Origin of the sequence: Shewanella alkalitolerans (assembly GCF_019457575.1) — a bacterium.
In the GTDB taxonomy this organism is placed as follows: Bacteria; Pseudomonadota; Gammaproteobacteria; order Enterobacterales; family Shewanellaceae; genus Shewanella; species Shewanella loihica.
Window position 1 is genome coordinate 583,312 of sequence record NZ_CP080422.1, and the last position, 19,402, is coordinate 602,713.

At 55.9% G+C, this 19,402-nt stretch carries 15 protein-coding genes; 8 read left to right on the top strand and 7 right to left on the bottom strand.

Features of this window, described 5'->3' with window-relative positions; genetic code table 11:
• Positions 1 to 10: 10 nt before the first annotated feature.
• Positions 11 to 1,723 carry a DUF3373 domain-containing protein gene (locus tag K0J45_RS02625; protein WP_220044136.1) on the bottom strand — a complete coding sequence of 571 codons (1,713 nt, stop codon included), beginning with the start codon at positions 1,721 to 1,723 and terminating at the stop codon, positions 11 to 13.
• A gap of 64 nt (positions 1,724 to 1,787) precedes the next feature.
• Complete coding sequence (locus K0J45_RS02630; protein WP_220045201.1) at positions 1,788 to 2,117, bottom strand: c-type cytochrome; 330 nt, start codon at positions 2,115 to 2,117, stop codon at positions 1,788 to 1,790.
• Positions 2,118 to 2,629: 512 nt separating this feature from the next.
• Here K0J45_RS02630 and K0J45_RS02635 point away from each other — a divergent pair.
• Positions 2,630 to 3,826: a conjugal transfer protein TraF gene (locus tag K0J45_RS02635; RefSeq protein WP_220044137.1), complete on the top strand. Its 1,197-nt coding sequence runs from the start codon at positions 2,630 to 2,632 to the stop codon at positions 3,824 to 3,826.
• A gap of 63 nt (positions 3,827 to 3,889) precedes the next feature.
• Here K0J45_RS02635 and K0J45_RS02640 read toward each other — a convergent pair whose 3' ends face one another.
• Together K0J45_RS02640 and metJ are read right to left on the bottom strand one after the other, a co-directional pair.
• Positions 3,890 to 4,630 (bottom strand): sulfite exporter TauE/SafE family protein, encoded by a 741-nt coding sequence (locus K0J45_RS02640; RefSeq protein WP_011864324.1) that lies wholly within the window; start codon positions 4,628 to 4,630, stop codon positions 3,890 to 3,892.
• 78 nt (positions 4,631 to 4,708) lie between these two features.
• A complete protein-coding gene (gene metJ, locus K0J45_RS02645) occupies positions 4,709 to 5,023 on the bottom strand; it encodes a met regulon transcriptional regulator MetJ (RefSeq protein WP_011864325.1) in 315 nt (104 codons plus the stop codon).
• Positions 5,024 to 5,247: 224 nt separating this feature from the next.
• Here metJ and metB point away from each other — a divergent pair, with 224 nt between their 5' ends.
• The 7 genes from metB to K0J45_RS02680 all read left to right on the top strand — a co-directional run bounded on the left by metB (position 5,248) and on the right by K0J45_RS02680 (position 13,222).
• Positions 5,248 to 6,414 (top strand): cystathionine gamma-synthase, encoded by a 1,167-nt coding sequence (gene metB, locus K0J45_RS02650; RefSeq protein ID WP_220044138.1) that lies wholly within the window; start codon positions 5,248 to 5,250, stop codon positions 6,412 to 6,414.
• 19 nt (positions 6,415 to 6,433) lie between these two features.
• Positions 6,434 to 8,827: a bifunctional aspartate kinase/homoserine dehydrogenase II gene (locus K0J45_RS02655; RefSeq protein WP_220044139.1), complete on the top strand. Its 2,394-nt coding sequence runs from the start codon at positions 6,434 to 6,436 to the stop codon at positions 8,825 to 8,827.
• Between the two features lie 264 nt (positions 8,828 to 9,091).
• Positions 9,092 to 9,982, top strand: a complete 891-nt coding sequence (gene metF / locus K0J45_RS02660; RefSeq protein ID WP_011864328.1) for a methylenetetrahydrofolate reductase — start codon at positions 9,092 to 9,094, stop codon at positions 9,980 to 9,982.
• A gap of 124 nt (positions 9,983 to 10,106) precedes the next feature.
• Positions 10,107 to 10,706, top strand: coding sequence for a c-type cytochrome (locus K0J45_RS02665; RefSeq protein WP_220044140.1), 600 nt, complete (start codon positions 10,107 to 10,109; stop codon positions 10,704 to 10,706).
• 10 nt (positions 10,707 to 10,716) lie between these two features.
• The gene (locus K0J45_RS02670) at positions 10,717 to 11,778 is read left to right on the top strand and encodes a c-type cytochrome (RefSeq protein ID WP_434086949.1); all 1,062 of its coding nucleotides are present in this window, start codon (positions 10,717 to 10,719) and stop codon (positions 11,776 to 11,778) included.
• Between the two features lie 82 nt (positions 11,779 to 11,860).
• On the top strand, positions 11,861 to 12,076 hold the full coding sequence (locus tag K0J45_RS02675) for a cysteine-rich CWC family protein (protein ID WP_258406753.1): 216 nt from the start codon (positions 11,861 to 11,863) through the stop codon (positions 12,074 to 12,076).
• Between the two features lie 3 nt (positions 12,077 to 12,079).
• Positions 12,080 to 13,222, top strand: coding sequence for an NAD(P)/FAD-dependent oxidoreductase (locus K0J45_RS02680; RefSeq protein ID WP_350355021.1), 1,143 nt, complete (start codon positions 12,080 to 12,082; stop codon positions 13,220 to 13,222).
• Positions 13,223 to 13,294: 72 nt separating this feature from the next.
• On the opposite strand, the gene K0J45_RS02685 is transcribed toward K0J45_RS02680, so the two are convergent.
• The 3 genes from K0J45_RS02685 to uvrA form a co-directional block, all read right to left on the bottom strand.
• Entirely contained in the window at positions 13,295 to 15,094 is a 1,800-nt protein-coding gene (locus K0J45_RS02685) for a DEAD/DEAH box helicase (RefSeq protein WP_011864337.1), read from the bottom strand.
• A gap of 247 nt (positions 15,095 to 15,341) precedes the next feature.
• Positions 15,342 to 16,370: a M28 family peptidase gene (locus K0J45_RS02690; RefSeq protein ID WP_220044143.1), complete on the bottom strand. Its 1,029-nt coding sequence runs from the start codon at positions 16,368 to 16,370 to the stop codon at positions 15,342 to 15,344.
• Between the two features lie 132 nt (positions 16,371 to 16,502).
• Positions 16,503 to 19,328 carry an excinuclease ABC subunit UvrA gene (gene uvrA, locus K0J45_RS02695; RefSeq protein ID WP_220044144.1) on the bottom strand — a complete coding sequence of 942 codons (2,826 nt, stop codon included), beginning with the start codon at positions 19,326 to 19,328 and terminating at the stop codon, positions 16,503 to 16,505.
• Positions 19,329 to 19,402: the final 74 nt, after the last annotated feature.

Below are 19,402 nucleotides of genomic sequence, written 5' to 3' on the forward strand. Positions count from 1 at the left end.
GATAGCTTAGTTAGAAGTTGACGACGAGTGAGGCATTGATGTCATAGGCGGTATCGACTACTGGCAACATAGAGAAGGCAGAGCCAGCGATCACGTCATCCACCTTCTGCGGTGCGCCCACAGGGGTGCCGCTGCCGGTGTATTCGTAGTCGTAGTAGAGACCGGCGAGTTTGATAAACATTCTTGGGTTGATATCAAACATATAGTAGGCCTCGGCCACATGACCGCGTGTAGCCAGCTTGCTGCCAATAGGATCGTCTTGTGCCTGAGTAAATGGGGTCCAGTACTTGGAGCCATAGTTATACTCGAGGCCGAACTTGCCGTAAGGCGCAGGGATCTGAATGCCCACATAGATGCCATAGCCATCTTTGGTGTCATTGTCGTCGGCGGCGCTTGGCATCATGATGATCTCGCTGCCGTCGGCATTGAGCTGTGCTTCGAATACCGCATCGCTGAGCATGCCACCAAACATACCGGCATTACCGTTGCCTTCGGCGCGGGTCCAACCGAAAGAGGCGAAGACCTTGAAGTCTTCATCGCTCTCGTAGGCGTAACCGATGCCACCCAGGTACATGTCGCCGATCACGCCGCTAGGCTGTACTCGGGTCTGGAAGTTGAAGTTGCTGAACTTCTGCATGTCCTGATACATGGTGGGGGCAAAGATTCCCGCTAGCTGTGTTGGGAAGGCCATGGTGCCCTTGAAGCCATCGTTGATATCTTTGGCGCCAAAAAGAGTGAACTGCAGGAAGTGGTTACCGTCGTTGATGGCATCTATGTTAAAGCCGCCCAGGTGGGTGTCTTTGGTGACTATATCGCCAAACATCTCACCATTGCCCCACTGTGACTCGAAGCCCTGGCCATAACAGAAACGAACTACCTGACCTTCGATGCCGGTGATCTCACCCAGCTTGTAACCCAGAGTTAGACCATCGAAGTTGAAGTTAACCAGGTGACCCGATGGCGTACCGCCGCGTTTCTCGTTTTCACGATATTGGGTTGGTGGGCCATAGGTAGATGGACGACGACCGATAGAGAGGTAGGTGTTGCTGCCACCTATGTTCTTCCAGTCGAAGTAGGCGCGTTCGACCCTGAGCCAGTCGCCGCTAGTGTTACCACTGTTGGTGCCATCCATGGTGAAGGAGCGCCATGAGTCGAACACCTGCACGCCGGTAGAGTCACCCCAGTTTTTATACATGCTGAGACGGCCGGCGAAGCTGACGTTATCCCACACCTTGGCCTTGAGGTTGAGTCGCAGACGCGTGGTGTAGAAGATGTCGTTGTTGATATCTTGGGTGGTCTTGGGGGCCAGCACGTAAGGCATCACGCCTTGTAGCATGCCGCTCTGGAAGGCGGCGGCAAGATCCGGGTTGGCTGCCATCATCTGTCCCAGGGGGGAGTTGGGATCATTAGGCATACCAAAGGCACCAGACATGGCTTTAGCACCAAAATCGTTGAAGTCCACCTTGATTGCAGGGTTCCAGGTGACATTTTGGTAATGCAATGAATGGGCCTTGGTACGGAAATCGCCAGTGATCTCTAATCGGTCGAGAGCGGTGTGGCGCTCGTTCTTATCGACGCGGCTGTTGATAATGTCAATCTCTTCGGTGAGATCGGCAAGTTGTTGTTTAAGTTCGGCTATTTTTTGCGCATCGCTATCGGCGGCATAGACTGAGCCTGACATAGCCAGGGCGTTAGCGATCAATATAGACAGTAGAGTACGCATGTGAATCTCTCCTTAGGCGCTCATCGGGAGCGGTGAATGAGCGCTTCGATTTCGAAAGCTGTGGTTAACCGCAAGTCTGTGGCTGATCTGAGTCGGCCGCGTGGTCGTATAAGAACTGCTGGATATCAAGGCGTTCTTTGTCGGAGAGCTTTTTAAATACGTCTGGTTGGGCGCTGTGCATGTCGCGCTTGAAGAAGCGATCCCACTGGCTCATGGTCTTGCTCATGGGCGTGAGTTCACCGGCGGCATCGCCCTTGCTGTGGCAGGCTTTGCACTCTTTTTTATAAAGGTGTTTCCCTTTCTTAGGGTTACCACCGTCGACGGCGTAGACTTGTCCGCCTACGGTGAAGGCGAGGAGTAAGCATGTAGCTATTTTGGCAACGTTTTTCATCATCATTTTCCTTAATCGCTACTCTGAGCGATTTATTAACCTGAAACAAAATGCTTGTTTCTTGTTGGAAAATTTACCAAAAGGGGGTAGTTGTAAATTTGATGTTGATCACCTTCATGAAAAAAATCTAATTGATAAAAATATCATGGATAAAAATCTAATGGATAAGGTGTAATTCAATGAAATTTAATGGTTTTTGTTTTTAATGTTTTGCTGTCTTGTGATCTTGCTCTCGGGGAGAAACCACCTAGTTAGATCACACTTTATTATTTCAGCTCTCTCTAAATAGGTATTTTTGCTTGTTTTTGTATTGCAAATGGGCCTGTTTTGGCGGGTAGGGCGGTTAACTGAATCGGCAGGTTTCTCTGGCAATGGGAAGGGGCGACAAATTGATTTAAAAAAAAGTGTCTGATCGAGCTGTTTTGAGAGCACTTTTTAGTCGTCTTAGTCTATCTTTAAAGACGACTCGGGTAGATTCCCGAGCGAGAACAAAAATAATGAACGGGGTGAATGAGATGAAATACCTTAGCTTGGTCATCGCAGTGTTATTGTCTGGTAGTGCCTCACTGGCATCTGCCGCCTCCCTCTACAACGAGGCCCGTAGTGATGCCATGGGCGGAACCGGGGTCGCGGCCTCTAACCGCGAAGGTGCCGCCTTTATCAACCCCGCTCTGTTAGCCATTCATGCCCCCAAGTATTCCGGCGGCGCCGTGATGTTGCCCGTGCTGGGCGCCGAGGCTGCCAATATTGATAATCTGACCGACAAATTCGACGCCCTGCAGGCCTCCTATGACGGTCTGGAGGCGGCCATCAATGCCAGCGACGTCACTGGGATCACCAATTACCGCGATATGCTGGTCGCAGATCTTAAGTCCCTCGATGGTGAAAATGCCTATGGCAGCGTGGGGCTAGGTTTTTCCGTGGTTCTACCGACCAAGCGCATGCCTATGTCGATCTTTTACAAGACCTATATCGATGCGGTGAGCGTGGCGGTGATCGAGGATAGCGACATAGACGCCCTGACCAATCTCGACCCTAACAATCCGCCTGCGGTTACCGATCTGGATTCGCAGGGGGCCGTGGTGGCCGGTGCCATCTCTGATCTTGGTGTGGCCCTCAGCTTCCCGCTGTCGATCGTCAACATGCCGATCGCCGTGGGTATCTCTCCCAAGCTGCAGCGTATCGACACCTATAACTATGTGGTGAGTGCCAACAACTTCGATGCCGATGATTTCGACGACAACAAGTACCGCAACGACGATACCGTGGCAAACCTGGATATCGGCGTGGCCATTCAGCCACTCGAACGCATGACCATAGGCCTGTCGGGACGTAACCTGGTGAGCCAGAAGCTGGACACCGTCGAGGCGATGGGGCGCAAATTTACCTACCGTGTCGAGGCCCTCTATACCTTAGGTGTGGCCTATGATTGGGATAACTTCAGCCTGACGACTGATGTGGATCTCAATGGTCATAAGCGTTTCGATGAGATAGGCGAGACCCAGTATTGGCGCCTGGGCGGTGAAATGAGGGCGACCGATTGGCTGGCCCTGCGTGTCGGCTATCGCCACGATATGAAAGATACTAGCAGCAACCTCTATACCCTAGGCACAGGCTTTACCATAGGACGCTCCTTTAATCTGGACCTGACCGGCCTGGTGGGCACAGATGACGCCGTGGGCGGGGTGATTCAGACTTCCTATCATTTCTAGGAGTATGTTTCTCTAAGAATGAAAAGGCCGGCTGTGATGCCGGCCTTCTCTTGAGCCTAGGTGTTAGAGCAGGGCACTTAAGGACTTGGCGGCCAGCAAGATGGCGCTCAGGCTACAGAGCACCAGCGTCATGATGCGGGTCTTGTTCTTGTCTATGCGTCCCACCAGGCGATTGGCCATCAGGTAACCCAGCAGCACAGAGGGGAGCAGCAGCGCCGAGCAGTAGAAGTGATGCAGGGTCAGCAGCCCCGTAAGCCCCAGGATCACTATGGCGATAGTGGAGCTGAAGATGAAGAAGGCCGACAGAGCCGCGCGAAACTGCTTGGCATCTTTACCCGAGAGCAGTATGGCCAGCGGCGGTCCTCCGATGGCGGCGATGTTGCCGAAGATCCCCGAGATCACCCCAGCGATAAACAGGCTGCGGCGGTTGACCACCAGGTTGAGCCGCATCAGGCTTAGCAGTACGGCGATGGCAACGATAATGGCGATGGTCATGCCGAGCACGTCCTGGGGGGCGACCATGAGTAGGCCGGCGCCAATCAGTCCGCCGGGGATGCGTCCCAGCAAGGCATATTGCAGGCCGTTGAATTCCAGGGCGCCACGCTCACGGATCAGGGTCAGCAGGGCGATAGAGAAGCCCATCAGGATCACGGGCGCTGGCACAAGTGACGGCTCGATAAGGTAGAGCAGGGGCGCGGCGACGACCGCCATGCCGAAACCGATCAGGCTCTGGGTGAGGGCGCCGACGAAGACGATAAGCGAGGCTAGCGCCAGAATATGGGGATCGAGCGGAAGTGCAGGCACTGCAATGTTCCAGGCTAAGGTTGAAAACTAAAAGAGGGACCGCCTAGCGATCCCTCTATCGATTCGTGTGTGAGTGGATTACTCCATCTCTTCCCACTCTATGCCCATCTCGGTCATCAGACGTTTGACTTCGGCTGGGATGCTATCTGGCTTGTCTTTAGACAGGTCATCGTCTTGGGGGAGTGGTTGACCGGTGTAGGCGTGCAGGAAAGCCTCGCACAGCAGCTCGCTGTTAGTGGCGTGACGCAAGTTGTTGACCTGGCGCCGGGTGCGCTCGTCGGTTAACACCTTAAGCACCTTAAGAGGAATAGAGACAGTGATCTTCTTTACCTGCTCATTCTTCTTACCATGTTCAGCATAGGGGCTGATATAATCGCCATTCCACTCAGTCATTGACTCACCTGTAAATTCTAAAATTCGGTGCAGATTTTAAACCCTTACAAATTACAGTCAAATTATTGCCTCGAATTTTTGGCAAATGCAAATAGATTTCTAAATGTTTGGACGTCTAAACGTCCAAAAGTTGTTGACGCTCACTACCGGCTTAGGTACATTTAGACGTCCAGACATCTCTTTTGTCCGAGGTGCCTGCCCAGATCCATATTGAGGAGTTGAAGATGACAGCGCGTAAACTAGCCACCGCCGCCGTACGACGAGGCATAGAGTCAGACACTCAGCACGGTGCCGTGGTGCCGCCTATCTATCTGTCGACAAACTACTCGTTTGAAGGGCATCAACAGCCGCGGGCATTCGATTACAGCCGCTCAGGTAATCCGACCCGCTCCATTCTAGGTGATGCGATTGCCGAACTGGAACAAGGGGCGACCGGTGTGGTGACCTGTACCGGTATGGCCGCCATCACACTGGTGACTAGCCTGCTGGGCCCAGAGGATCTGCTGGTGGTGCCTCACGATTGCTATGGCGGCAGCTATCGCCTCTTCACCAACCTGGCCAAGAAGGGCGCCTTTAAACTCTTGGTGGTGGATCAAACCGACGAGCGTGCGCTTGAGCAGGCGCTGAGCCAGTCACCCAAGATGGTGTGGCTGGAGACCCCCTCTAACCCGCTGCTACGTGTGGTCGATATCGAGGCCATCGCCCAGGCGAGTCACAAGGTGGGCGCTCAGGTGGTGGTGGACAACACCTTCCTCTCTCCTGTGTTACAACAGCCGCTGTTGCTGGGGGCCGATATCGTGGTGCACTCGACCACTAAATATATCAATGGCCACAGCGATGTGGTGGGCGGCGCCGTGGTGGCCAAAGACCCTGAGGTGGGCGAGTTGTTGCACTGGTGGTCGAACACCCTTGGTCTGACCGGGTCGGCCTTCGACAGCTACCTGACCCTAAGGGGGCTGAGAACCCTGGCGGTGCGCATTCGTGAACACCAAGCCAACGCTCAGAAGGTATTGGCACTGCTTTGTGACCACAAGGCGGTGGAAAAAGTGTATTATCCGGGGCTTGCCGAGCATCCTGGCCATGAAATTGCGGCCAGACAGCAGAAGGGCTTCGGCGCTATGCTGAGTTTTGAGCTAAAAGGTGGCGAATCGGCACTCGTTGCCTTTTTAGATGCGTTACAATACTTCTCGGTAGCCGAGAGTCTGGGAGGCGTAGAGAGTCTGGTGGCGGTCCCCGCGACCATGACCCACAGAGCCATGGACCCAGAGGTGCGCCGTGAGGCGGGCGTGAAAGATACCCTGATCCGTTTGTCAGTGGGCATAGAAGATGGCGAGGATCTGGTGGCAGATATTCTTGCGGGTTTAGAAGCGGCTATCGCGGTAAGTAGTTAAAGGGTTTGAGGAGCAGATAATGACACGATGTCATTTGCATAAGTTTGGTGGTTCTAGTTTAGCGGATGCAGATTGTTACCGCCGCGTCGCCCACATTTTACTGACCCATGGCCACAGCGATGATCTTATCGTGGTGTCGGCCGCGGGCAAGAGTACCAATTTCCTATATCGCCTACTGGAGCTGTGCGACACAGATCAGCTGTGGCAGGAAGAGTTACAGGTGCTGGTGAGTTACCAGCAGAACCTGATCGAGCAGCTGCTCTCCAACGAGCAGGCGCGCAGCCTGAGAGAGCGACTGGCCACCGACAAGTCGCAGCTGACCAGCCTGTTGTCGCTTGATGAGCTCAACGACTATCAACGTAATCAGGTGGTGAGTTTCGGCGAGCGCTGGTCTTCCCGTCTACTGGCGGCGCTGCTGCGCGAGTCTGGCGTGGCGGCGACCGATGTCGATGCCCGAACTCTACTGGTCGCCGATGAAGGCGCCGTACCGCAGATCCGCCTGGGCGAGTCACGCCAGAAGGTGCAGGCGCTGCTCGAGGCCCATCCCCAGGAGCGTCTGGTGATCACCGGTTTTATCTGCGCCAACGAGCAGGGCGACACCCTGCTGCTGGGCCGTAACGGCTCAGATTTTAGCGCCACCTTGCTGGCTAGCCTGGCGGATATCGAACGCGTCACCATCTGGACGGATGTGGAAGGCGTATTTAACGCCGATCCTAACCGAATTAACGATGCCAAGTTGCTTAAGAGTATGTCGCTCACCGAGGCGAATCGCCTGGCGCACCTTGGCTCTCCGGTGCTGCATAACCGCACTCTGCAGCCCTTGTTCGATACCGAAGTTAGCCTGGCGGTGCGTTCAAGCTACGCACCCCATACAGATTTTACCCTGATCGCCCCTAAGAGCTCGTCGGCCAGTGCCCCTGTGGTGACCAGCCTCTCCAGCGTCAGTCTGTTTAGCCTGACCATAGGGGTCGAGTTGCCGCAGCTGCTGGCCTGTTTTGCCCAGGCTGGCCTGACGCCGCTGGCCTACTGGTCGCTGGCTCATGGCCGTGCCGAGCTGGCCTTTACCCATGAGAATCAGAAGCAGGCACAGGCCATCTTCGAGGCCAGGCGCAGCGAGCTGGGAATCGATGAGTTACAGCTGCGTGACGATCTCGGCCTGGTGGCCCTGGTAAGCGCCGATGCCAGCCTCTACCGCCGCGGCTTCTCGCGTCTGTTGAGCCGTGAGGCCCATCCTCTGTGTAACGATGGCTTGAGTCTGGTGACTCTGGTGCCTAAGGCGCAGGTAAACCTGTTGACCCAGAAGGTGCACAGACGCTGCGCCGGTCCGCGCAAGCGTATCGGTGTCCTGCTGCTGGGCATAGGCAACATAGGCGAAGCCTGGATCGATCTCTTCAAGCGTGCCCGCCCCGTGCTCAATAAGGAGCTTGAGGTCAGCGTCGAGTTGGTGGGACTCTTGAGTTCCAAGAAGGCGCTGCTGAGCGAGACAGATATTGACTTAAGCAGCTGGCAGCAGGCCTTCGAGGAGCGCGGTACCGGCTGGCAGTACACCCATCTGTTCGAGCAGTTACAGGCGTTAAATTGCGATGAGTTGATCGCCCTGGACATCAGCGCCAGCGCCGATCTCACCCTGCAATATCCAGAGTTTTTTGCCCGCGGCATTCATATCGTCAGCGCCAACAAGCTGGCGGGTTCTGGGCCGCTGGCCTTCTATCAAGAGCTGAAACAGCAGCTGGGCAATCGTCGTCTGTTCTGGCGTTATAACGCCAGCTGTGGTGCGGGCCTGCCGGTGCAACATGCGCTGAACGATCTGCATAACAGCGGTGACAGCATAGAGGCGGTCGGCGGCATCTTCTCCGGCACCCTGTGCTGGTTGTTCGAGCACTATGATGCCAAGAAGCCCTTCTCCGAGCTGGTGCTGGAGGCTAAGGGGCTGGGTATTACCGAGCCGGATCCCCGCGACGACCTCTCCGGCCGGGACATGCAGCGCAAGTTGCTGATCTTGGCCCGTGAGATAGGTTACGACATAGAGCTGGACGATATCGAGCTGGAGTCTCTGGTGCCGACTAAGCTGGCCGAGATCCCGCTGGATGATTTCATCAAGCGTATGGCGGAGCTCGATGGCGAGATGTTGCAGCAGTATCAGGCAGCGGCCGAGCAGAACAAGGTGCTCAGGTATGTGGCGTCATTGGATTCAGACCAGGGCCAACTCAAGGCCAAGGTGGGAATCCAGTGGGTCGATAGGAGCCACCCGTATGCCAATTTGACGCCGGGCGATAATGTCTTCGTCATTCGCAGCGATTTCTATCAGGACAATCCGCTGATCATACGTGGCCCGGGCGCCGGGCGCGAGGTGACGGCTGCCGCGGTGCAGTCGGATCTGGCGCAGATCTGCCGGGATCTCCTGCAAGAGTAATTTAAAGGGTCGATGCGTGCATCGGCCTTTTTTATAGCTTTTTCTCTTCTTCTTTATATCTCTCTTTCAGTACATTTCGCCGGATGAATTGGTGAGATAGGCCTGCCTGTGCCTGCCGTTTCACTTTCGGACTATCTTATAAACAGATTGTTTTTTATTGAGTCAGTTTTTGGGCTTGACATCACTCTGAGTTTCTCTAGTATATGGACATATAGACGTCCAAACGTCTAAAATATTTTTTGCTCTAGGTCTGAGGGAATTAAGATGGCTTTTCATCACGCACAACACGCCAATTCATTGAATCAAAGCTTGTCTGAGCTTAATGGTGATATCAATGTGTCATTTGAGTTTTTCCCACCGGCCACCCCCGAGATGGAAACCATTCTGTGGAACTCCATCAGACGCCTGGAGCCGCTTAAGCCTAAGTTTGTCTCGGTAACCTATGGTGCTAATTCTGGCGTGCGCGATCGTACCCATGGGGTGATCGAGCGTATTCAGAAGGAGACAGATCTGGTGGCGGCGCCCCATCTGACCCTGGTCGATGCCAGCGATGAAGAGCTGGTCGAGCTGGCGAAGCACTACTGGAACTCGGGTATACGTGACATCGTTGCGCTACGTGGCGATCTACCCGCGGGCAGCCCTAAGCCGACCCGTTTTGCCAACGACCTGGTGCGCCTGCTTAAGTCTGTGGCCGACTTCGATATCTCGGTGGCGGCCTATCCTGAGGTGCACCCAGATGCGCCCAATGCCCAGGCGGATCTGATTAATCTTAAGAAGAAGATAGACGCGGGCGCCAACCGCGCCATCACCCAGTTCTTCTTCGATGTGGAATCTTACCTGAGATTCAGAGACCGCTGCGTGGCCGCCGGTATCGACGTGGAGATAGTGCCGGGCATTCTGCCTGTGACCAACTTTACTCAGCTGAAACGCTTCGCCGGCATGACCAATGTGTCTATCCCAAGCTGGCTGCATAAGCAGTTTGAGGGGCTCGACGATGACCCGTCGACCCGCCAGATGGTAGGGGCCAACGTGGCCATCGACATGGTCAAGGTGTTGTCTCGTGAAGGGGTGAAAGACTTCCACTTCTATACCCTGAACCGCGCCGAATTAACCTATGCCATCTGCCATACCCTTGGCGTAAGACCCGGTAAATAGCACTTCGTTAACCAGAATAGACTTCTAGCCCCGCCTCGATAGGTGGGGCTTTTTTATACCTATTATCAATAGTCCTAGTGTGGTTTTTCTTCTATGATTGACCACAGCCAATAAGGAGGTTGATATGTATAGAATGCTTATCGGAGTAACAGCGCTTTTCCTGAGTAGTCAGGCGATGGCCGCCAACGAGATGCCACCGGCCGCCGCCCTGTGTGGCAGTTGTCATGGCCCGACCGGGATGGGGATAGAGCCTATCGCGCCGCGTATCGCCGGACTCTCTTCCGAATATATTGCCAAGCAGATCCACCTGTTTCAGCAAGGCGACAGACAAAATCCCAGCATGACACCCATGGCGATGACGGTGCAGGGAGAGGCCATCAATCAGGTGGCAGATTACTTTGCCGCTCAGCCACTGCCAGCCTTTTCCCTAGCCTTACGCGGTAGCCAGACTAGCTACCAGAGCGCGGCGGAAACCTTGGTCTATCAAGGGGACTGGCAGCGCACCCTGCCGGCCTGTGTCTCTTGCCATGGCCCCTCGGGGATAGGTGGAGGCCAGTTCCCGCGTCTGGCGGGGCAGCAGGCCAGCTATCTTAAGACACAGCTGATGGCCTGGCAGTCGGGCACGCGTAAGGGGGATATTGATAACATGATGGGCAATATCGCCAGCAAGTTGAGCCAAGATGAGATAGCGGCCCTGGCCGACTATTTTGCCACGTTGAAGTAGGGAGGCGGATATGAACAGGAATCTAATGACACTCAGCGGCCTACTTTTGTGTGCCCTTGGCAATAACGTACAGGCGGGTGACTTACCCGATAAGCAGGCTGAGCTGAAACTGGCGGCGCCAGCGCAGGATGCGGATTATCTTAAGATGCGCTCCCTTGCCAGCATCCCCGAAGGTGCCTTCGGCGACAAGGTACGCCTGGGCTATCAACTATTCGTTAATACCCAACAGCTTAGGGGCCAATATGTGGGCAACGAGCTGAACTGCGTCAACTGCCACATGGATGCCGGGCGCAGGGCCAATGCCTCTCCCTTGTGGGCTGCCTATCTGGCCTATCCTGCCTATCGCAAGAAGAACGATAAAGTGAACAGCTATCAGGAGCGGATCCAGGGTTGTTTCACCTATTCGATGAATGGCAAGGCGCCCGAGTCGGGCAGCGAACCTCTGGTGGCGCTGTCGGCCTACTCCTACTGGTTAGCCATGGGGGGCCTGATGGATAAGTATGGCGTGACAGGCGCCGTGCCTGAGCTGAGTGATGCCGAGCTGCTCAAAGGCGGCAAGCGGGAGGATTTTGTCTTGCCCGAGGCGATCGCCAAGGCGACTAGCCTAGATGAGCGCGCCAAGCTGCCGGGCAGAGGCTTCCCCGCCATCCCTAAACCCGAGCAGGCTTATTCGCCTGCACGCGGCGAGCAGGTCTATCGGGCCCACTGCCAGTCCTGCCACGGTGAAAAAGGTGAAGGGCTAGCCATGGGCGGTGTCTATAGCCTGCCGCCGTTGTGGGGACCGAACAGCTTTAACTGGGGAGCGGGCATGCACAGGGTCAACACGGCGGCCAATTTCATCTATGAGAATATGCCTCTGGGTAAGAGTGTGCAGCTTTCTCATCAGGAGGCCTGGGACGTGGCAGCCTTTGTGGTCTCCCATGAGCGACCACAGGACCCGCGACTGGAAGGCGATAAGGTGATGGAGCTGAGCAAGCGCTATCACCAGCATCAAGGCTATTACGGCAAGAGTCTGGATGAGGGGGCCGTTCTCGGCACTCAATCCTATCCTATCAATCCGGCTAAGCAGTAAGCCTAAGCAATAAGCCTTAAGCTTGTTCCGCCCGAGACTGAGTGTTAACGTTAACGGCTAACACTCAGTCTCTATGGATTCTATGCGCACCAATGCCAGTCAGTGCCCCCTGTGTCATCAGCCCAATCAGTGCGCCGTAGTGGAGGGGCATGGGAGTGATACCTGTTGGTGTCATCATCAGACGTTTGCGCCCAAGGCGCAGTTGTCCCAAGCCATAGCCCCAGATGTTTGTATCTGTCAGGCCTGCGCCGAGGCGCTCAGGCTGGAGGCTGAGTTAGGGGTTAAGCGAGTCGATTAATTGATGACGAGAACGACCATGGACAAGCTTGATGCGATCGTTATTGGTGCCGGTGTAGTAGGGCTAGCGGTGGCGGCTAGCTTGAGTCGGCGTTTTGGTAATGTGTTGATCATAGATCGCGCCGAGACCTTAGGTACTGGCATCAGCAGTCGCAACAGTGAGGTGATCCACGCAGGGATCTACTACCCGACGGGGAGTCTCAAGGCGCAGCTTTGCGTTGAGGGTAAACGGCAGCTGTATGCCTATTGTCGCCTCCGGGGTATCGCCGTGAATCCCTTGGGTAAGCTGATAGTGGCGACTCAGGCCGAGCAGGAGGCGCAGCTCGACTTCTTGCTGGCCCAAGCTCGGGCCAATGGGGTCGATGATCTTGCGCCGCTTAGTCATAAGCAAATGCAGGTGCTCGAGCCGGCGCTCAAGGCGTCTGCCGGGTTACTCTCACCCTCTACAGGTATCGTCGACAGTCATGGCTTGATGCTGAGTCTGCTGGCCGAGGCGGAGGAGTATGGCGCGATATTTTGCCCTCATACCGAGTTTATCACCGCCCAGGCCGATGCGAATGGCTTTAGGGTGGAGCTGATGCAGCAGGGTGAGCGGGTGAGTCTGGAGACCAGCTATCTGATCAACTGCGCCGGTCTATATGCCACAGAGGTGGCGACGCGTATTGAGGGGCTGGCAGAGCCCCTCATTCCACAGCTTTATTGGTGCAAGGGGCATTACTTTGCCTATCAGGGCAAGAGTCCGTTTGCGCATCTCATCTATCCCGTGCCCGAGCCTGGGCTGAAAGGCTTAGGGATCCACGCCACCTTAGATTTCGGCGGCCAGCTTAAGTTTGGCCCGGATACTCAGTATCTGACGCCCGACTCCCAGGAAGATTATCGGGTGCCAGCAGCGCTGCGCCAGCGTTTTTATCAGGCGATTTCGCGTTATTATCTTGGCTTAGATATCGATCGTTTGGTTCCGGATTACGCCGGGATCCGCCCTAAGCTGCAAGGGCCCGATGACACCGAGGTGGCTGATTTTATGATTCAGGGGGAGGCGCAGCATGGCATACCAGGCTTAGTGAATCTTTTGGGAATCGAATCACCCGGATTAACGGCGAGTCTGGCTATTGCTGAGCAGGTCTCCAAGCAGTTAGGCATGCCATGAAGCCATAAAAAAAGGAGCCGTTAGGCTCCTTTTATTGGGTTCACGCGCTTTAATCGCGCCAGTGACTGGGCGTTAGCCGTTGTCTCTGTTGCCCTTGCGGTGTGACTTGCGCTCACCCACAGGCTTACGACGACGTGGTGCTCGGTTGTCATCGCTGGCGTTGACGATTTCGCTGCCCGCTTCGCGGATGTTTAGCGGCTTACCACATACGCGTACCTTCTTCAGGTGTTGCAGGACATCCTTTGGCATGCCTTCTGGCAGGTCGATCGAGGTGATCTGATCGAACAATTGGATCTGACCTATGTAACGGCTGTCGATGTTGGCTTCGTTGGCAACGGCGCCGACGATGTTGCCTACACCCACGCCATGGTCACGGCCCACGTCGAGCACGTAACGGCACATCTTGACGTCTGGATGATCTTTCAGGGTATCTGCTTGGCCCAGGTTTGCCGGGGTCGGACGCGATTCGCGGCGGCCACGAGGAGCACGATCTGAGCGGTCGCCACGGTCGCGCGAGTTGCGCTCGTCACGGCTATCGCGCTGACGCTCCTGAATAGGAGGCAGCTGCAGAGGACGCTCCTGCTGCACCATGTTGAGCAGTGCGGCGGCAAGCACTTCGGTGTCCACTTCCAGTTGCTGACACAGCTGGGCAACGGCGCCATGCATGAAGTCCAGCGACTCGTTGTCTATGGTGTTCGAAACCTGCTCACCCAGACGTGACAGACGACGCTCGGCCACTGTCTCAGGGCTTGGTACGTTCATCGGTGAGATACGGCTCTTGGTCGCACGCTCGATGGTGCGCAGCATGCGCATCTCTCTGTGGGTGACGAACAGAATCGCCATACCGGTACGACCGGCGCGGCCGGTACGACCAATACGGTGTACGTAGGCTTCGGTGTCGTAGGGGATATCATAGTTGATCACGTGACCGATACGCTCAACGTCCAGACCTCGGGCGGCCACGTCGGTGGCGATCAGGATATCCAGCTTGCCACGCTTAAGCTGATCGACGGCGCGCTCACGAGCTTGTTGGTTCATGTCGCCATGCAGTGGCGAAGAGGCATAGCCGCGGGCTTCCAGCTTCTCGGCCAGTTCGACACAAGAATTACGGGTACGTACGAAGATGATGATACCTTCGGTGTTTTCAACTTCCAGTACGCGTACCAGAGCCTCGAGTTTGTTGTGCTGAGACACCTGCACGAAGCGCTGCTCGATAGACTCAACCGTGGTGTGGCTAGCGGCGATGCTGATGTGTACCGGCGTTTGCAGGTACTTGTTGGCGACGCGCTTGATCTGCTCAGGCATGGTGGCCGAGAACAGCGCCAGTTGGCGCTCCTGTGGCGTGTGCTCCAGGATCCACTCGATGTCGTCGATAAAGCCCATCTTGAGCATTTCATCGGCCTCATCGAGTACCAAGGCGTTGAGTGTCTCTAGCTTCAGGGTGCCACGACGCATGTGGTCCATGACACGACCCGGTGTACCCACGACAATCTGAGGGCCACGACGCAGGGCGTTAAGCTGTTGATGCATGCTCTGACCGCCGTAGATTGGCAGTACGTGCAGGCCTTTCATGAATTTAGAGTAGCTACCGAAGGCTTCGGCAACCTGTACCGCCAGTTCGCGGGTCGGCGCCAGTACCAGAATTTGTGGTACGTTGCGGTTAGGATCGATAGCGTTGAGCAGGGGCAGGGCAAAGGCACCGGTTTTACCCGTACCGGTTTGCGCCTGGCCTAGAATATCTTTACCCGCCATGAGGGGGTCGATACTGGCGGCCTGGATCGGGGTAGGTTTTTCATAACCTAGCTCGTCGAGAGCACGCAACAAAGGCTCGGACAGGCCGAGTTCGCGGAAAGTTTTTTCACTGGATGACATGGGTTGTAGCCTTGTGGTGTAACTAAAGTGCAGAGACTGCACCAAAAGATGTAAAAGACAGAAAATCAACCCCGTGTCGACTTCCCGCACCGAAAACGAATCAGTAAGCCGGTTATTATAACAGTAAGCCAGAGATCTTTCCACCGCCTGGCATAATTTTCGCAGTAAACTCAGGTGTCGTTAATTTAACCATTTAGTTAACAGTGAGTTACATTTTTCAAAAATACAAAAATCCCTGTGTTTTGTATTAGTTATTCAAGAGATAAGTGTCAATTATTAACAGTTTATAGGCGGTTTCCGTAACAGCGGCCAGAAAATTAACATCTATCTTACTCGCCTCGTCACTGGGTTGGTGGTAATCCTTGTGGGGCGGCACGCCGAAGTAGAGCCAGGGGATGCCCGCCTGATGAAAAGGATAATGATCTGAGGCTCTTAACCAATCGACCTTCTGTATCGTCTTGCCCGCTTCCGGGGGATGATTGGCGCGAATACAAAGATTGACCGTCTGCTCCAGCCGGGCCTTGATCTGTTCGAACTGGCCAAATCCACGGCGGCCCTCAAGGTAAATACGGCTGTTGCGCGCGGGGCGGCCTATCATGTCCAGGTTGACCATCAGCTCTATCTGACTGGCCTTGAGCTTGGCATCAGGGGTCATCAGGCCGTCGACAAAGGCCTTGGAACCATAGAGGCCCGGCTCTTCGGCGTCGGTGGCGATAAACATCAGGTTAGCGTCTCTTGGCAGGCTTGCGCTATGAAAGGCTATCTCAAGCACGCCGGCGACGCCCGAGGCGTTATCGTCGGCGCCGTGATAGAGCTTATAGCCCTGCTTGCCCAGATGATCATAGTGGGCGACCACCAGACGCCAACTGTCGCTGGGCTGACTTGCCGGCAATATGCCTATGATGTTGGTGCCAAGGCGGGTGCCGAACTGATAGTCGTACTCAAAGTCGTGATCGAAACGGCCCTGCCAGGGGGTGAGGCCGGCCAGCTGCATCTGACCGATTATGTAATCTCTGGCCAGGGCGGCGCCGTCTGTGCCTGTCTTGCGCCCGGCGAATTGATCGCTGCTGAGGGTCTCGACGTGGGCGAGGAGCCGTGCTTGATCGCTCCAGGCGAGCCGGTACTTATCGCCGCAGCGCCTATCGTTCGGGCTCTCGGCGCAGCCTACCAGGCCTAGCGTGAGTAGGCTTAGTGCGAGCATGTTCTGTGTTAACAGCCGCAGCAGTGGTGCGAGTCGCAAGTTGCGTTTATGGGCAAGGGCGTAGCGGCTTCTCAATGACGACAATCCTCGGGTGTGAATACTCCTAAGCTACCCCTGTTTGCCGGGGAAGGAAACAAAAAAGCCAGCCTGTCGAGGCTGGCTTCTTAAGGCCGTCGGCTTGAGCTGCTCTTTCAATAGCGGCTTGAGTTAGCCCTTTAACAGCGGCTTAAGGAAGCGCGCCGTGTGGGAGCTTGGATGCTCGGCGACCTGCTCAGGTGTGCCGCTGACCAGTATGGTGCCGCCACCGGAGCCGCCCTCTGGACCGAGGTCGACGATCCAGTCCGCCGTCTTGATCACATCCAGGTTATGCTCGATAACCACTATGGTGTTGCCATGGGCCTTGAGGCGATGCAGTACATCCAGCAGCAGCTGAATATCGGCAAAATGCAGACCCGTGGTTGGCTCATCCAGAATGTAGAGGGTCTTGCCGGTATCGCGTTTCGACAGCTCCTTGGCCAGCTTGACCCGCTGGGCCTCACCGCCAGAGAGGGTGGTGGCACTTTGACCCAGGCCGATATAGGAGAGACCGACCTCCATCAGGGTCTGTAGCTTGCGGGCGATGGCCGGCACGGCGTCGAAGAACTCCCGCGCCTCCTCGACCGTCATCTCAAGCACCTCGTGGATGTTCTTGCCCTTGTAGCGCACCTCCAGGGTCTCGCGGTTATAGCGCTTGCTCTTACAGCTGTCACAAGGCACATAAACATCCGGCAGGAAGTGCATCTCAACTTTGATTAGGCCATCGCCCTGACAGGCCTCGCAGCGTCCGCCTTTGACGTTGAAGGAGAAACGTCCCGGCTTGTAGCCACGGGTTCTCGCCTCCTGGGTGGCGGCAAACAGCTCGCGGATCGGGGTAAAGATCCCCGTATAGGTAGCCGGGTTAGAGCGCGGCGTGCGGCCGATGGGGCTCTGGTCAATATCCACCACCTTGTCGCAATGATCCATGCCTGAGACTTTCTGATAAGGCGCGGGTTCATCGACCGTGGCACCGTTGAGCTGGCGATGGGCGATCTTGTAAAAGGTGTCGTTGATCAGGGTCGACTTGCCCGAGCCCGATACCCCAGTGACACAGGTAAACAGGCCGACGGGAATGGTGAGGTCGACATGCTTGAGGTTGTTGCCCGAGGCGCCGAAGAGTTCGATCACCTTGCTGGCATCGTATTGCGCACGTTTCTCGCTGATATGGATCTGTTTCTTACCCGAGATATATTGGCCGGTGACCGACTCGTCGCAGGCGACGATCTCCTTGAGCGGGCCGTCGCAGATCACCTGACCGCCATGCACCCCGGCGCCCGGGCCGATGTCGATAATATGATCCGCCATGCGGATGGCGTCTTCGTCGTGTTCGACCACGATGACAGTGTTGCCGAGATCCCGCAAGTGGATCAAGGTGTTAAGCAGGCGCTCGTTGTCTCGCTGGTGCAGGCCGATGGAGGGTTCATCCAGCACATACATGACGCCGACTAGGCCGGCGCCGATTTGGCTGGCCAGACGGATACGCTGGGCCTCGCCGCCGGACAGGGTATCGGCCGAGCGTGACAGGCTCAGATAGTTGAGGCCGACGTTCACCAGGAAGCCGAGGCGATCGCGCACCTCCTTAAGGATCTTCTCGGCGATCTGTGCCCGCTGACCGGTCAGGCTCAGCTGCTCGAAATACTCCATCGCCTCGCCGATAGACCAGTCTGTGAGTCTCGGCAGGTTAAGGTCTTCGATAAACACATGGCGAGCCTCTTCACGCAGGCGCGAGCCGCCACAGCTGCTACAGGCCTGAGTGTTGATGTATTTGGCCAGTTCTTCACGCACCGCGTTAGACTCAGTCTCGCGGTAGCGTCTGTCCATGTTGTTGAGGATCCCTTCGAAGGGATGGTTACGCACCACCACGTCGCCGCGATCGTTAATGTATTTGAACGCTATGCTCTCCTTGCCCGAGCCGTGCAGCACTATGTTACGTATCTTGGCGCTCAGCTTCTCAAACGGCGCCTCGACATCGAACTTATAGTGCTCCGCTAGCGAGGTGAGCATCTGGAAATAGTAGAAGTTGCGTCTGTCCCAGCCGCGGATCGCGCCGCCGGCCAGTGAGAGTTCGGTGTTGGTGATCACCCTGTCGGCATCGAAAAATTGCTGCACGCCCAGGCCATCACAGGTGGGGCAGGCACCGGCCGGATTGTTGAAGGAGAAGATGCGCGGTTCAAGCTCCGCCATGGAGTAACCACAGTGAGTACAGGCAAAGTTGGCCGAGAACAGCAGCTCTTCGCTGTCGCCGTCCATGGAGGCGACCGTGGCGATGCCGCCAGAGAGTTCCAGCGCGGTCTCGAACGACTCCGCCAGACGCTGCTGCAGATCGTCACGCACCTTGAAGCGATCCACCACCACCTCAATGGTGTGCTTTACATGCAGCTCAAGCGCCGGGGGATCGGACAGATCGCACACCTCGCCGTCGATACGGGCGCGGATAAAGCCCTGGGCCGCCAGGCTGTCCAGCAGCTTGACGTGCTCGCCCTTACGGTCGTTGATCACCGGGGCCAGCAGCATCTGCCGACTGCCTTCGGGCAGGGTGAGTACCTTGTCGACCATCTGGCTGACGGTCTGCGCCGCCAGTGGTTGGTTGTGGGTCGGACATCTCGGCTCGCCGACGCGGGCAAACAGCAGACGCAGATAATCGTAGATCTCTGTGATGGTGCCCACGGTGGAGCGCGGGTTATGGGAGGTCGATTTCTGTTCGATTGAGATCGCCGGACTCAGGCCCTCGATATGATCCACATCTGGCTTCTCCATCAGGCTGAGGAACTGGCGCGCATAAGCCGACAAGGATTCGACATAACGACGCTGGCCCTCGGCGTAGAGGGTGTCGAAGGCGAGTGAGGATTTTCCTGAACCCGACAGGCCAGTGATCACAATAAGCTTATCTCTGGGGATCGTCAGGTTGATGTTTTTGAGATTGTGGGTGCGGGCGCCACGAACTTCAATCTTGTCCATCTGTCTCTCTGAATGTGCCGAAAAAGAGACTGATTATCGCATAAAAATTGAGTTAGGTCATAGAAAAGCCCAGC